15 protein-coding genes are annotated in these 14,344 nt (G+C 69.9%); 3 read left to right on the top strand and 12 right to left on the bottom strand.

Going from position 1 to position 14,344, the window contains the following annotated elements; genetic code table 11:
• Positions 1-2: 2 nt before the first annotated feature.
• The 10 genes from ACIBO8_RS25560 to ACIBO8_RS25515 all read right to left on the bottom strand — a co-directional run bounded on the left by ACIBO8_RS25560 (position 3) and on the right by ACIBO8_RS25515 (position 9,281).
• The gene (locus tag ACIBO8_RS25560; RefSeq protein WP_396117822.1) at positions 3-680 is read right to left on the bottom strand and encodes an antibiotic biosynthesis monooxygenase family protein; all 678 of its coding nucleotides are present in this window, start codon (positions 678-680) and stop codon (positions 3-5) included.
• An 8-nt stretch (positions 681-688) separates the two neighbouring features.
• On the bottom strand, positions 689-2,185 hold the full coding sequence (locus tag ACIBO8_RS25555) for an FAD-dependent monooxygenase (protein WP_396117821.1): 1,497 nt from the start codon (positions 2,183-2,185) through the stop codon (positions 689-691).
• A 2-nt stretch (positions 2,186-2,187) separates the two neighbouring features.
• Positions 2,188-3,132 carry an aromatase/cyclase gene (locus ACIBO8_RS25550; protein WP_396117820.1) on the bottom strand — a complete coding sequence of 315 codons (945 nt, stop codon included), beginning with the start codon at positions 3,130-3,132 and terminating at the stop codon, positions 2,188-2,190.
• A gap of 47 nt (positions 3,133-3,179) precedes the next feature.
• The gene (gene fabG, locus ACIBO8_RS25545) at positions 3,180-3,965 is read right to left on the bottom strand and encodes a 3-oxoacyl-ACP reductase FabG (protein ID WP_396117819.1); all 786 of its coding nucleotides are present in this window, start codon (positions 3,963-3,965) and stop codon (positions 3,180-3,182) included.
• Positions 3,962-4,237: an acyl carrier protein gene (locus ACIBO8_RS25540; protein WP_396117818.1), complete on the bottom strand. Its 276-nt coding sequence runs from the start codon at positions 4,235-4,237 to the stop codon at positions 3,962-3,964. The genes fabG and ACIBO8_RS25540 overlap by 4 nt, the downstream gene beginning before the upstream one ends.
• Entirely contained in the window at positions 4,230-5,543 is a 1,314-nt protein-coding gene (locus ACIBO8_RS25535; protein WP_396117817.1) for a ketosynthase chain-length factor, read from the bottom strand. The genes ACIBO8_RS25540 and ACIBO8_RS25535 overlap by 8 nt, the downstream gene beginning before the upstream one ends.
• The gene (locus ACIBO8_RS25530; protein ID WP_396117816.1) at positions 5,540-6,811 is read right to left on the bottom strand and encodes a beta-ketoacyl-[acyl-carrier-protein] synthase family protein; all 1,272 of its coding nucleotides are present in this window, start codon (positions 6,809-6,811) and stop codon (positions 5,540-5,542) included. Before ACIBO8_RS25530 ends, ACIBO8_RS25535 begins: the two co-directional genes overlap by 4 nt.
• The gene (locus tag ACIBO8_RS25525; protein ID WP_396117815.1) at positions 6,808-7,137 is read right to left on the bottom strand and encodes a TcmI family type II polyketide cyclase; all 330 of its coding nucleotides are present in this window, start codon (positions 7,135-7,137) and stop codon (positions 6,808-6,810) included. Before ACIBO8_RS25525 ends, ACIBO8_RS25530 begins: the two co-directional genes overlap by 4 nt.
• 77 nt (positions 7,138-7,214) lie before the next feature.
• Positions 7,215-8,969 carry an acetyl/propionyl/methylcrotonyl-CoA carboxylase subunit alpha gene (locus ACIBO8_RS25520; RefSeq protein ID WP_396117814.1) on the bottom strand — a complete coding sequence of 585 codons (1,755 nt, stop codon included), beginning with the start codon at positions 8,967-8,969 and terminating at the stop codon, positions 7,215-7,217.
• Between the two features lie 111 nt (positions 8,970-9,080).
• Positions 9,081-9,281: a hypothetical protein gene (locus ACIBO8_RS25515; protein WP_396117813.1), complete on the bottom strand. Its 201-nt coding sequence runs from the start codon at positions 9,279-9,281 to the stop codon at positions 9,081-9,083.
• 443 nt (positions 9,282-9,724) lie between these two features.
• On the opposite strand from ACIBO8_RS25515, the gene ACIBO8_RS25510 reads away from it, so the two are divergent.
• The gene (locus tag ACIBO8_RS25510) at positions 9,725-11,098 is read left to right on the top strand and encodes a multicopper oxidase family protein (RefSeq protein ID WP_396117812.1); all 1,374 of its coding nucleotides are present in this window, start codon (positions 9,725-9,727) and stop codon (positions 11,096-11,098) included.
• Positions 11,099-11,784: 686 nt separating this feature from the next.
• On the opposite strand, the gene ACIBO8_RS25505 is transcribed toward ACIBO8_RS25510, so the two are convergent.
• Both ACIBO8_RS25505 and ACIBO8_RS25500 read right to left on the bottom strand, forming a co-directional pair.
• Positions 11,785-12,405 (bottom strand): NADPH-dependent FMN reductase, encoded by a 621-nt coding sequence (locus tag ACIBO8_RS25505; protein WP_396117811.1) that lies wholly within the window; start codon positions 12,403-12,405, stop codon positions 11,785-11,787.
• Positions 12,406-12,439: 34 nt separating this feature from the next.
• The gene (locus ACIBO8_RS25500) at positions 12,440-12,739 is read right to left on the bottom strand and encodes a hypothetical protein (RefSeq protein ID WP_396117810.1); all 300 of its coding nucleotides are present in this window, start codon (positions 12,737-12,739) and stop codon (positions 12,440-12,442) included.
• A 112-nt stretch (positions 12,740-12,851) separates the two neighbouring features.
• On the opposite strand from ACIBO8_RS25500, the gene ACIBO8_RS25495 reads away from it, so the two are divergent.
• Both ACIBO8_RS25495 and ACIBO8_RS25490 read left to right on the top strand, forming a co-directional pair.
• Positions 12,852-13,505, top strand: coding sequence for a TetR/AcrR family transcriptional regulator (locus ACIBO8_RS25495; protein ID WP_396117809.1), 654 nt, complete (start codon positions 12,852-12,854; stop codon positions 13,503-13,505).
• A gap of 466 nt (positions 13,506-13,971) precedes the next feature.
• The gene (locus ACIBO8_RS25490) at positions 13,972-14,280 is read left to right on the top strand and encodes a hypothetical protein (protein ID WP_396117808.1); all 309 of its coding nucleotides are present in this window, start codon (positions 13,972-13,974) and stop codon (positions 14,278-14,280) included.
• The last annotated feature ends 64 nt before the right edge of the window (positions 14,281-14,344 follow it).

The raw sequence follows: 14,344 nt of genomic DNA, 5'->3' as shown, positions 1-14,344 counted from the left end.
GGTCAGCCCGCCGACCGGGTGTGCACCGCCCGGAACGTGTTGGCGAACCGCGACGTGGCCAGCGCCCGGGCCCGCACCCGCGCTTCGCGCACGTCCGCCGGCCGCTGGTCCTCGGGCATGGTGTGGAACGCGTCGTAGAGCTCCTTGCTGTCCCACTGCGCGTAGTTGCAGATCACCGTGCCGTCCAGACCGCGCAGGTAGGTGTGCGAGCGGTATCCGGGCACCTCGAAGAGCCACGGCTCGGGTTGGGCCACCGTCTCCAGCAGTTCCTTCTGCTGCTCCGGGTCGACGCCGAGGACGATGAAGACGGTGTAGTCGTCCCGCTCCGGGGAGATCTCCACGACGTCGCCCTGCGACGGGTGCACCTGGCTGAACGCCACCTCGGTCTGCAGCAGCCGGGCGCTGGTCGCGATCTGGTCGAAGAGCGGCACGGTCTTCTTCTTGAACTTCTCGCCGGCGTACCGGGCGCGCAGGTCCTCGACGCTGCGCCACTGGACGCAGTTGAGCGTGCCCGGGGTGTCCAGTCCTTCATGGACGGTCGACGAGATCCAGCCCGGGTAGTCGGCCGTGTCTACGATCTTCTTCATCTCGTCGACGACCCGCTGCTGACCTTCCGGTTCGGCGATCTCGAAGAGGTTGAAGACGTTGACGAACCCGTCGTTCGGTGCAAGGAATGGCATGGGTGGGCTTACCTTTCTGACGAGGGAGAGGGTGGGGTGCCGGCGGGGCCGAGCCAGCGCCGCAGCGCCGCCCGTGGGTCGTTCGGGCCGGTGGCGCACCAGGCGACGTGCCCGTCCGGCCGGATCAGGAGCGCGGCGACACCGGCCAGCGGCCCGTCCGCCGGCGTCTCGGCGGTTACTGGGTCCACCCGATCCGCCCACGCCTCGGCGAGTACCGTGAGCGTGCCGTTGAGCGCCCGGTCGGCGAGCAGGAGCAGGACGCCGCGGCCGGTGCGCAGCAGTTCGGCGGGGCGGGTCGGCGCGCCGGCCACGGTCAGCGGCACGTCCGGCACCCGCCGGCCGAGCAGCTCGTGCCCGCCCGGGGCGACGCCGAGGTCGTACCGGACGTCGAGGCCGGAGATCGTGCCGGCCAGGTGGCGCCGGACGTCGTCGTAGCCGAGCAGTTCGGCGACGACCGCGCGCAGCGGCTCCACCTCGGCGCCACCGAGCAGCAGCCGAGCCTGCGCCTCGATGTTCGCCAGCACCCGGCGGCCAACCGCGTGCCGCTCGTCGTGGTACGTGTCCAGCAGCTCCTGCGGGGCCCGCCCGAGCGCTACCGCGGCCAGCTTCCAGCCGAGGTTCACTGCGTCCTGCAGGCCCAGGTTGAGCGCCTGTCCGCCGACCGGCAGCTGCCGGTGCGCCGCGTCACCGGCGAACAGCACCCGGCCGTGCCGGTAGTGGGTCAGCTGCCGGCTCGCGTCGCCGAACGAGTTCACCCAGAGCGGTGTGCCGGCACCGATCTCCTCACCGGTGACCCGCCGCCACACCTCGGCGACCTCGCCGAACCCAGGCGGCGTGGAGCGCTCGACGAACCGACGGCCGAACTCGTGCACCATCACCCGGGTCACGCCGCCGGGCTGGCGGGCCGCGATCGCCAGGCCGGCCGGCAGCCGCTCGAAGCGCCGGTCCGGGATGTCGATGCCGGCCACGTCGGCGCGCAGCAGCTCGCGGTCCGCGTCGTGCCCGGGGAACGCGGCGCTGGTCAGGCGGCGTACCGTGCTCTCCTCGCCGTCGCAGCCGACCAGGTAGTCGCCGCGGACGGTGAGCGGCGCGCCGTCCGGGCCGGTGACCGCCGCCTCGACCCCGTCCTCCGTGACGGTCAGGGCGACCAGCTCGTACCCGCGCCGGATCCCGGCGCCGAGCGAGCCCGCCCACTTCTCCAGCAGCTCCTCGGTACGGGCCTGCGGCACCTTCCACTGGCCCGGGTGACGGCCGGGCAGAGTGAGATCCATCGGCAGCCCGCCGAAGTGCCCGCGCGGTATGTTCGGCGGGCGGCCCAGCGGATCCAGCAGCCCCCGGCTGTCCAGGATCTCCATCGTGCGGGCGTGCAGTGTGGAGGCCCGGGACTCGGTGGTCACCGTGTGCCGCCGCTCCAGCAGCAGCACGTCCGCGCCGCCCAGGCGCAGCTCACCGGCGAGCATCAGCCCGACCGGCCCGCCGCCGACGACGATCACCCCCGCCCGCACGGTCAGCGCCTCGCCTCGGCGTATGCCTTCGCGTGCTCCAGGGTGGCCCGGCTGTTCGTGCTCAGCGCGCCGCGCACGTACTCCCGGGCGTCGGCGACGGTCGCCTCCGGGCCCAGCACCGCCTCGATGTTCCCGGCGTTGAGCACCACGGTGTGCTGCGAGGTGGCCGCGACGCCGTCGCCGTCCTCGGCGAACGTCCAGATCCCGGTGTGCAGCGTCATCAGGGCGGGCAGGGTGACCTGCTTGTACGCGATCCGCCGGGGCGCGAACGTGACCCGGTACGACTTGGTGGTGTGGGTGGAGCCGTCCCGGGCCCGGGTGTCCATCTCCAGGGTCTGCAGGCCCGGGGTCTCCTCGGTGAAGCCGACCCGGGCTACGTGCGGCAGCCGCTCCGGCCACCGGTCCGCCTCGTTGATGAAGTCGTAGACGTCCTTGGCCGCACCGGCGATGCGCACCGTGTCCTCGAAGGAGAACGTCAGCTCGGTGTCGGCGTGCGCCAGCTCGACGGTCGTCTTCAGGGAGGCCAGTTCGGCGCGGGAGTTACGGTCCACCGCCTGCTCGATCCAGGCGAGTCCGGCGGGGTCGTCGTCGACCGCCCGGTAGTCGTGCAACAGCCGGATCCGCGACGACGTCTCGGACAGCGCCTCGATGATCCAGCTGCCGCCCATCGCGGCGACCGGCGGCGCGGAGACCTCCTGCCGGAACGTGACGCGCAGGGCGTCCGGGTCCAGGGTGCGGTGCGAGGTCCAGTTCTTCGCCTCGCCGTTCGCGGTGGCCCAGATCCGGATCCGTTCCTCCCGCTCGCCCCGGCTCAAGTGGTCCACGTAGATCGTCGGGGGGAAGATCCGTGGCCAGTTCTCCACCTCGGCGATCAGGCGATACACGGTCCGGGCCGGAGCCTCGACCGTTATCTCGTGCTCCACCTCACGCGATCCGGGTTCTGCCATGTGCTGCTCCTGCTCACTCGTGACGGGGTACTAGGGGGGGTCCGCGGTCAGAAGTTGCCCAGGCCGCCGCAGACGTTGAGGGCCTGCGCGGTGATCGACGCGGCGGTGTCCGAGGTGAGGTATCCGACCAGCCCGGCGACCTCCTCCGGGGTGGAGTACCGGCCGAGCGGGATCTTCGCCTGGAACTTGGTGAGGATCGCGTCCTCGCTGGTGTCGTAGGCCTGCGCGTAGCCGGCTCGGACCCGCTGTGCCATCGGGGTCTCCACATATCCGGGGCAGACGGCGTTCACGGTGATGCCGGTCGGGGCAAGCTCGTTGCCGAGCGCCTTGGTGAAGCCGACGACGCCGTGCTTCGACGCCGAGTAGGGCGCGCCGAGCACCACGCCCTGCTTGCCCGCGGTGGAGGCGATGTTGATGATCCGGCCGCGGTCCTTGTGCCGCATGCCGCCGGTGGTGAGCACCTCACGGGTGACCAGGAAGACGCTGTTCAGGTTCGTGTTGATCACGTCGAACCAGAGCTCGTCGGCGATGTCCGCGGTCACCCCGCCACCGCTGCGCCCGGCGTTGTTGACCAGCACGTCGATGCTGCCGAACCGGTCCACCGCGGCCTGGACGAACGCCTTGACCTGCTCCCGCGAGCCGACGTCCACCGGGCCGCCGTCGACGTCGAGCCCCTCCTCCTGCAACTGCTTGACAGTGGCGGTGACGTTCTCCGCGGTGCGGGCGCCGATGAAGACCCGGTGGCCGGTGCCGGCCAGCAGCCGGGTCACCGCCAGACCGATGCCGCTGGTGGCTCCGGTGACGACCGCGACTCGCGGTTCGCGGGTGGTCATCGGGTCGGCTCCGTGACCAGGCCGAGCAGGTCGTTGACCGCACCGATCAGGCTCCGCGGGGTGGCGCTGTCGAGGAGCAGGTCGTCGCCGAGCGCGATGCCGTACTCCCGCTCGATCCGGCCACCGGTCTCCAGCAGCGCCAGCGATTCGTAGCCGAGCTCCTCGAACGTGCGGTCCAGGATGTCGCCGTCCAGGTCCACCGCCTCGTCGGCGCCGGCGCCCTCGGTGAGAATCCGCTTCAGGTCGTCCAGGGTGAACTCGATGTCAGCCATGGCTGGCCTCTGTCCTTTCCGATCGGTGAGAGTTGTCGCTGGTGCGGGTCAGCACCATCGCGGAGTTGAAGCCGCCCTGGCCTCGGGCCAGCACCAGCGCGGTGTCACAGGCGCCGGTCCGTGCCTCGGTGACCAGGTCCAGGTCGGCGTAGTCGGCCGCCGGGCGCACGTTCACGGTCGGCGGGATCAGCCCTTCGGCCAGGCCGAGAAGCGCGGTGGCCAGGTCCAGCGGTGCCGCGCCGGAGTAGAGCCGGCCCGTCATCGTCTTCGGCGCGGTGACCGGCACGCCGCGCGGGCCGAAGACCGCAGTGATCGCGTCCGCCTCGGCCCGGTCCAGGTCGGGAAGGGCCGCGGCGTCGGCGAACACCACGTCCACATCGGCCGGGGCGAGGCCGGCGTCGGCCAGCGCGATCTCGATCGCTTTGCGGAGGGCCGGCTCGCGGCCGCTGCCGGGGGCCGGGTCGAAGGTGGCCCCGTACCCGCGGATCTCGCCGTAGCTTCGCGCACCGCGCCGGCGGGCCGCCTCGGCGTCTTCCAGGATCAGGATCGCGCCACCCTCGCCCGGAACGTGACCTGCCGCGTCACCGTCGAAGGGCAGGTAGGCACGGTCCCGGTCGTCGCTGCCGCTGAGCCGGCCCCCGGCGAGCTGAGCGACCCAGCCCCAGGGGCAGATCGAGGCGTCCACCGCGCCGGTCACGACCAGGCTGGTGCCCTTGCGGATCTGGCGCCGCGCCTGGGCCACCGCGTCCAGGCCACCGGCCTGGTCGCTGACCACGACGCCGCTCGGGCCCTTCATGTTGTTCCGGATCGAGATCTGGCCGCTGTTGACCGCGTAGAACCAGGCGAACGACTGGTAGGCGCTGACGTACTGGCTGCCCTTGCTCCAGAGGGCCTGCAACTCCCCCTGGCCGAACTCGAACCCGCCGGACGAGCTCGCGGTGATCACACCCATGTCGAATTCCGGCAGGTCGCCCGGGCGCACCCCGGCGTCGGCCAGCGCCCAGTCCGCGGCGACCAGCGCGAGGCGGGTCATGTGGTCGGTCTGCGGCAGCAGCCGGCTCGGTAGATGGTCCTCGGCGGTGAAGCCGGGCACCTCGCCGGCGAGACGCGCGGGATAGCCCGCGGCGTCGAATCGCGTCACCGGGCCGATCGCGCCGCGGCCCGCGCGGGTGGCCGCCCAGTGCTCGGCGGTGCCGAGGCCGGTCGGGGCGACCACGCCCAGGCCGGTCACCACGACCGCTGAGCCTGGTGAACGGCGCGCCGGGGCGCTGACCGAGCTGATCGGTTCGCTCGCAAGCTCGCTCATGCCGACGTCCTTTCCGGTCGTGTCAGCACCATCGCGCTCTGGAAGCCGCCGAAGCCGCTGCCGACCGTCAGCACCGTGTCGACCAGCTGGTCTCGGGCAGTGATCGGCACGTAGTCCAGGTCGCACTCCGGGTCGGGGGTGTGCAGGTTCGCGGTCGGCGGCACGACGCTGTGCTCCATGGCAAGCGTGCAGGCGGCGATCTCGATCGAACCGATCGCGCCGAGCGAGTGCCCGACCATCGACTTGATCGAGCTCATCGGGGTCCGGTACGCGTGCTCCCCGAGGCTCCGCTTGACCGCCGCCGTCTCGTGCCGGTCGTTCTGCTTGGTGCCCGAGCCGTGCGCGTTGACGTAGTCGATCTCGTCGGGATTGATCCGCGCCTCGTCCAGCGCGACCCGGATCGCCTCCGCCATCTCCGCGCCGTCCGGCCGCAGCCCGGTCATGTGATAGGCGTTGCTGCGGGTCGCGTAGCCTGCGATCTCGGCGTACAGGTGGGCGCCGCGCCGGCGGGCGGACTCGAGCTCCTCCAGGACGAAGACTGCCGCGCCCTCGCCGAGCACGAATCCGTTGCGGGTGCCGTCGAACGGCCTGGAGGCCCGCTCCGGCTCGTCGTGCCGGGGGGTGGTCGCCTTGATCGCGTCGAAGCAGGCCATCGTGATCGGCGAGATCGGCGCGTCCGACGAGCCGGCCACCATGACGTCGGCGGAGCCCTCTCGGATCAGTTCGGCCGCGTACCCGACCGAGTCGATGCCGGAGGTGCAGCCGGTGGAGACGACCGTGGTGGGCCCCTGCGCGCCGACCGCCCAGGCGACCTCCGCCGAGAACGAGCTGGGAACCAGGTAGTTGTAGAGGTGCGGGACCGCGTACCGGTGGTCGACCAGGTGCAGCCGGCCGCCGTCGCTGACCACCCGGTACTCCTCGTCCAGGCCCATCGTGGCGCCGACCGCGCTGCCCACGGTGACGCCGACCCGGTACGGGTCGCAGGAGTCCAGCACGATGCCGCTGTCGGCGACCGCGCCGCGTGCCGCCACCACGGCGAACTGTGCGGCGCGATCCATCCGGCGGATCTCCTGCGGGCTCAGGCCGTGCTCCTCGGGCGAGAAATCGATCTCGGCGGCGACCCGGGACCGGAACGGCGCCGGGTCGAAGAAGGTGATGCCGCGGGTCGCCGTGCGCCCCTCGCTGAGCAGGTCCCAGAAGTGCTTACGGCCGAGACCGCCGGGGGCGAGCACCTCGACACCGGTGATGACCACACGCCGACCGGTCACGAGGAGGCCTCCCACGAGTAGAACCGGGTGGCCATGGCGTCCGCCGGGGAGCGCCAGGTCGCCGGGTCGTACGCCTCGATGAACGGCTTCAGGTCCGCGCTGATCGCGACGAACCGGGGGTCGGTCTTGGCGCCCTCGATCCGCTCACCGCCGTCGTCCGAATCGAAGTCCTGCAGGTGGAAGTACAGCCCGCGGTAGGAGAAGAGCTGGCGCCGACGGGTGCCCATCAGGTGCGGCATCTCGGTCTCGTCGAAGCTGCGGAACAGCTGGGCGACGTCGGCGCCCGCCGACGGCTCCATGCGCGCCACGATCAGAGTGCTATGCATGCGTCTCTTCCTTCTTGATGAAGCCGACTGGGTGAAGCCCTTGATGAAGCCGGCCCGGGCGAAGCCACGCGGATACGTCAGTCCTTGATCTCGCAGACGACCGCGCCCGACCGGACCGCGGCGCCCACCGTCGTGGCCAGACCCTTGACCGTTCCGGTCTTGTGGGCGTGGAGCGGTTGCTCCATCTTCATCGCCTCCAGAACGACGATCAGATCGCCTTCCCGGACCTCCTGGCCGTCCTCGGCCGCGACCTTGACGATCGTTCCCTGCATCGGCGAGACGAGGGTGTCGCCGGTGGCGCCGCCGCCCGCCGCCCGGCCCGGCCGGCGCCGGGGACGCTCGCCGTGCACCGCCTTGCGCGCCGATGCCGCGCCGCCCAGGGAACCCGGCAGGGATATCTCCAAGCGCCGGCCGCCGACCTCGACGACCACGGTCTCCCGGACGTTCTCCCCGGCCTCCGCGTCGGCGCCGGGCCCCGCGTAGGCGTCGATCTCATTGCGGAACTCGGTTTCGATCCACCGGGTGTGCACCGCGAACGGCGAGCCGGTGAACGCCGGGTCGGTGACCACCGCCCGGTGGAACGGCAGGACGGTGGCGAGCCCTTCGACCTGAAACTCGGCCAGTGCCCGGCGGGCGCGCCGGAGCGCCTGCTCTCGGGTGGCCCCGGTGACGATCAGCTTGGCCAGCAGTGAGTCCCAGGCCGGCCCGATCACGCTGCCCGCCTCGACCCCGGAGTCCAGCCGGACACCCGGTCCGGACGGCGGGGCGAAGACGCTGACCGTGCCCGGCGCCGGCAGGAAGCCGCGCCCGGGATCCTCGCCGTTGATGCGGAACTCGATGGAGTGCCCTCGCGCGGGCGGATCGTCGTAGCCGAGCGGCTCGCCGTCGGCGATCCGGAACATCTCGCCGACCAGGTCGATGCCGGTGATCTCCTCGGTGACCGGGTGCTCGACCTGCAACCGGGTGTTGACCTCCAGGAACGAGATGGTGCCGTCCCTGCCGACGAGGAACTCGCAGGTGCCGGCCCCGACGTAGCCGGCTTCCCGGAGGATGTCTTTCGACGCCCGGTAGAGCTCGGCCCGCTGCGCCTCGGTCAGGAACGGCGCCGGGGCCTCCTCCACCAGCTTCTGGTGCCGGCGTTGCAACGAGCAGTCCCGGGTGGAGACGACCACCACGGTGCCGTACGCGTCCGCCAGGCATTGGGTCTCCACGTGCCGGGGTCGATCGAGGTACCGCTCGACGAAGCACTCGCCGTGGCCGAACGCGGCGACCGCCTCCCGAACCGCGGACTCGTACCGGTCCGGGATCTCCTCGATGGTGTGGGCGACCTTGAGGCCACGGCCGCCGCCGCCGAACGCGGCCTTGATCGCGACCGGCAACCCATGCTCGCGGGCGAACGCGATCACCTCGTCTGCGTTCGCCACCGGGTCCGGGGTGCCGGCCACCAACGGCGCACCGGCCCGCTGGGCGATCCGGCGGGCGGCCACCTTGTCACCGAGGTCGCGGATCGCCTGGGGCGGCGGGCCGATCCAGATCAGCCCGGCATCCAGCACCGCCTGGGCGAAGCCGGCGTTCTCGGAGAGGAAGCCGTACCCGGGGTGGACCGCGTCGGCCCCGGACTGCCGGGCGGCGCCCAGCACCTTCTCGATGTCCAGGTAGCTGGTGGCCGGGGTGTCCCCGCCGAGCGCGTACGCCTCGTCGGCGGCCCGTACGTGCGGGCTGTCCCGGTCCGGCTCGGCGTAGACGGCCACGCTGATGATTCCGGCGTCCCGGCAGGCACGCGCTACGCGCACCGCTATCTCGCCTCGATTAGCGATGAGTACCTTACGCACGACTGGCGGTCTCCTGATTCGCTGGGAATCTCGAAGGCTGTCCCTCCACCTCCGTAGACCATCCTGCTCATCGCACACCCCCATTTCAAGAATCCCGGGTGCAAGATCGAGTCAGTTTTCACAATTCCCTGCAGGAATCACACAGAATTCCCAGTCAAACGTCAGGGCAATGTCATAAGTGCAGGTCATCCAAGGAGCGGGGCCGGCCATTTGGGTGTCGACTCCACCGAAGACATCAATCGCGGCGACATCAGCTGCAATGGAGGACATCGCCGCCCTGCCCTTCGTGGCCGGATGCAGGGCGGCGGGCACCAGCCGGCAACTCGGACGAGGAAGATAGCCCTCTGACCAGGCTCGACGAGGTTGCAACGGCACGTCAAGGAGTGCCCGAGAACCTCCCGGCCGGAGCCGACAAATCCCGTCAAGGACCCGACTTCAGTCAGTCGTTGGGTCAGACCCCGGCGAGAGATGATCACGAACATCTTCTTTTTCAGTCGTCAGTAAGAGCCAGGCCGCCGGACGGCGACCCACCAATCTCACAATCCCGACATCGCCCGCGCCGGTCGACAGGAGACGAATCTGTGAGCGGCGACAAAAATCATTGACACAGCATTATCGCGGTCTATAGGTTCCTCCAGTCAATGACCTAACCGGGGGGAAGTGCCATGAATCGACGCTCTGTGTTCATTGCCGGAGGAGCAGTTGTCGGTAGCGTATTGCTCGGGCGGCAGGCCGTGGCCGCGGCGGATCCGGCTGTGCAGGACCCGCACGCAGACCACGCCCGTTCGGGGGGCGGCGCCGTGCAGGGTCAGGCGCTGAACGTCACGCCGTTCCAGACGCTGATGCCGGTGCCGCCGGTTGCGGTGCCGATCCGGCGCGGCGGGTCCTACGACGAGTACGAGATCAACGTGCAGCCAGCTCGGCTCGAACTGGTGCCGGGCCTGATGACCGACGCGCTCACCTACGGCGGGGGCTGGGTCGGTCCGGTGATCCGGGCCCGCACCGGCCGTCCGGCGAAGGTGACCTTCCGCAACACGCTGGACGTGCACACCAACGTGCACCTACACGGCGGGCACGTGCAGGCCGTCGACGATGGGTACCCGATGGACATGATCATGCCGGGGGACTCGCGGACCTACAACTACCCGAACAGCCAGTGCGGAGCCACGCTCTGGTACCACGACCACGTGCACCACGATGAGTCTGAGCACACTTACCGCGGGCTGCACGGCATCTACATCATCGACGACCCGGCCGAGGCAAGCCTCCGGCTGCCGACCGGCGCGTACGACATACCGATCATGCTCACGGACGTGAAGATCGACTCCGCCGGCGCGCTGATCTACGAGCCCCCGAAAGCGATCGAGCGTGACATCGTGCTGGTGAACGGCAAGGCTACGCCGTTCTTGCCGGTGGCCGCCCGGAAGTACCGGTTCCGGCTGCTCAACGCGACGAACGAGGGCACCTACAAGCTGTCCCTCGACAAGGCGACGATGTGGCAGGTGGGCACCGACGGGGGGCTGCTGCCGGCACCGGTGGCCCGGCCGGAGATCACCTTCGGCTCTGGTGAGCGGGTCGACGTGGTCGTCGACTTCACCAAGCTTCCGAAGGGCTCCTCGGTGGTGCTCAGCGACGCCGTCAAGGGGCCGATCCTGCGCTTCGACGTGAACTTCACAGCCAAGGACACCAGCGAGGTGCCCCGGAAGTTGCGGGATTTGCCCGCGCTCCCCGCTGCCACCGTGGAGCGCGACGTGCGCCTCTCGTTCGACTTCAGCAGCGGAATTCCGCCGCTCGCTCTGGTCAACGGCAAGCAGTTCGACCCCGACCGGGTCGACTTCACCATCAAGCGGGGCACCACCGAGATCTGGACGGTCCACAACGACGACACAGAGCCCAGCATTCTCCACACCTTCCACCTGCACATGACGCACTTCCGGGTGCTGAGCCGCAGCGGCGCGCCGATGACCGCGGACGATGCAGGGCTCAAGGACACGGTGCTGGTGCCGCCCGGATCCTCGGTGCGGCTGCAGGCGACCTTCGCCGATTACCTGGGCCGCTACCCCTATCACTGCCACTTCCTCGAGCACTCCAGCATCGGCATGATGGCCCAGATGGAGGTCGTGCCCTGAGCCCGTCGGTCGCTGAGCACCTTCGGGCGGGTCCACTGTCACAGGTCGCCAGTGTCGGGCGACCGCGCAAACGCGATCTCCCGGGCACAGGAACTCGGGCCGCCGGCACTTCGGCGGCATCGTGGCGTTGAGCTCTACGACAGTCACCACGCGGTCGGGTCGGACGTAACCGCCCGCAGCACTGCGTCGACCAGGAAACTGAACGTATGGCTCGCCTGCGGCTGCCGCGCAACGACGCAGCACGCCTGACTTCTTCGGACGTGCCCCGCTGACAACGGGGCACGTCCGTGTGCTGTCACCGAAGACCGCCGCCGGGAGTGGACCCAAACCCTGCTCCCGGAGGGCGACCTCGCCACCGCTCAGCCCACGAAACTGCGCTACCGGATCCTGCACGTTGCCGCGCGGTGGACCCATCTCGCCGGCGCAGCTGGTTGACTCTGAACCGACGCGCTGACCAGCGCAATCAGGCGGTGCCGGTGACGTGCCCGCTGCGCGGCGCGCTGACAGGGCGTCTGCATGCCTGTCATCGCCGGCAGGTTGCGCGCTGCCCGCGGGTGGCCGGGGCATGCTGGTCGAGCTGCGGGTCCGGCGCACTGCCTCGTTTCCTCGACGGTCCGCGGGCCGGACGCGCGGCCGGGCGGTGGGCGCGTTGTTGTCTGCCCACGGCACCCGGCCGCGTGTCGGGGTCAGACGGACAGCGGCTCGGCGGCAGGGGCGCGCAGCGGCTTCAGTGCCGCCGACCACGCGATGACCTCGTCGAGCATGGTGGCCAGGGCCTCGATGTGGTGCGGGCCAGGCGTGCAGGTTCCCGGGTCAGTGGGATTGGCAGGGTCAGTGAAAGTGAAGTCGGTGAACATCGACAGGGCTACCTGGGTGTGCACGTCAGCGATCTTCACCTCGGCCATGATCTGGCGCAGCTGTTCGACAGCACGGGTGCCGCCCTGGATGCCGTAGCTGACGAATCCGGCGGCCTTGTCGTGCCACTCGGCGTAGAGGAAGTCGATCGCGTTCTTCAGCGCCGCGGGGAAGGAATGGTTGTACTCCGGGGTGACGAACACGAACCCGTCGAATCCCGAAACGGTCTCCGCCCAACGGCGGGTGTGGGCATGGGCGTAGCTGGCGAACGCGGCGGGGACCGGCTCGTCGAGCAGCGGCAGGTCGAAGGTCGCCAGGTCGACGATCTCGACGGCGGCTCGGCCGTCGGTGATGGCGGGATGTGCTGCGGCGGTGTCGGCGACCCAGCGGGCCACCGACTCGCTCCGGCGGCCGGGACGGGTGCTGCCGACAACGACGGCGATGCGGATCACGGTAGGTGTCTCCTTGCTGTGGTGGTGGGTGCGGTCAGCGGGGGCGGTAGGCGCCAACGGTCTGCACGTTGGCGACGGTCGGCGGTTCGACGCAGATGTCGTTGAGCGCGGCGCGGTAGCGCTGGAACGAGGCGAGCCGGTGGTGCGCGGCGTCACCTGGGCCGGCGTCGGACTCGATGACGGCCAGGAACTGGCCGGTGCCCTCCACCTGGAACGTCTCGTAGCGCAGCCCCGTCGGCCTGGCGCTTTCCAGGTCCGCGTAGACGGCGCGCAGCAACTCGGTGCTGCGGGTTATGTGCTCCGGTTTGACCGTGTAGTGGATCAGCACCCGCACGCCCGGCTCCTTTCGATGCGCTGAGCAGGCCACTTTCATCAGACGGCCTGTATTTCGTAAGACAGCATGTCTTTCATAAGACGCTATGTCAAATGAATGGTAGGGTCGGTTCATGACCCCCACGCGCAAGTACGAGCAGCGACTGCGCGCCCAGGCCGCCGTGGACACCAAGCGCCGCATCCTCGAAGCCGTCTACCAGCAGCTCGTCGACGCGCCATCCGAACCGGTCAGCCTGGACAAGGTCGCCAAACTCGCCGAGGTAGCCCGCTCGACCATTTACACGGTCTTCGGGTCCCGTGCGGGTCTGTTCGACGCGTTCGGCATGGACCTACTCCACCGCGGCGGCTTCACCGGCATGGTCCACGCCGTCTTGCAGCCCGACGCCCGGCAGGGCCTGCGCGACGGCATCCGCGGCAACGTGCACATGTACGCGGCCCACCGCGACGTTCTGCGCGCCCTGTTCTCCATGGCCGAACTGGACGCCGACGCAGTCGGCGGGGCGATCCGACGCCTGGAACAAGGCCGCGCCGAGGGCATGAACGGCCTCGCCCGACGCCTCCACGAACAGCACGCGCTGCGCGACGGCGCCACCGCTGACCACGCCGCCGACGTGCTGTGGCTCCTCACCAGCTTCGACAGCTTCGACCTATTGTTCACCGGCCGGCGACTGTCCACGGACACGGTCACCGCCACCCTGGCCGACACCGCCGAGCACGCGTTGTGCCGGCCTGCGCCGGACACTCGTCAGGATCGCACCACGCGTTGACCGCTGGTTCCGCAAGATGTCTCTGGCTTGTTACTGTAAGTAAGCGCGACACTGGCTTCCACGATCAGGTGTCGATCAACCACGCTGCGCTGTGCAGTTCTGTGATGCGCCCCCAGAAGGGCATCCACCTTTGCTCAGCGTCGAAAGAGTGACCAACCGTCTCGAGTCAGCGTGCTCCATCGACGCTGACGGCTGCCGTCCAACTCGGGCCCCGGCGCGGTGCGGGGCCGAGCCGGTGCCGGCGCAGGATTCGCCGCACCGAAGTGGGCGACACTCGGATGCCGAGCTTGCGGCACTCCCCCACGATCCGCAGGCATCCCCATCGTGGGTTCGTACATCCCAGCGACGGCGGGGCCGGCGACGAGGCGATCGCCGCGCTGATCGAGGGCCTGCGGAGTCGCGCAGCTGGGAACGAGCGCTCTGTGGCAGTCAGGCCGGCCCAGCGCCGGTCATCGTGCAAGGCGCAGTGCTGCGTAACGACGCCGGACAGCCGTACGGGATCGTGACGTACCTGCAGGACGTGAGGGCTCTGCGCGAAGCACAACGCGCGCTGACCCAACGCGAGGCGATGTCTACTGCGCTGGCGTTGCGTGCCAGCGACCTGGCCCTGGTGGCCGACCGAGCGGGCCGGCTGTGCTACGTGTCCCCGGCGGCGATCGCCACGATGGGCTACGAGCCTGAGCTGATCACGTTACTGAGGGGTTTTCCGGGGGGTTCAAATTTCGTAGGCAAATATCAAAGCCCCAACCGGCGTTGCCGCTGGTCAGGGCTTTGAACAAGTCGGGCTGACCGGATTTGAACCTGCGACCCCTTGACCCCCAGGCTGTTGGAGCAGGCGT

The sequence above is a fragment of the Actinoplanes sp. NPDC049681 genome (assembly GCF_044465265.1).
GTDB lineage: Bacteria > Actinomycetota > Actinomycetes > Mycobacteriales > Micromonosporaceae > Actinoplanes.
This window is presented reverse-complemented; position numbering and strand designations above follow the sequence as displayed.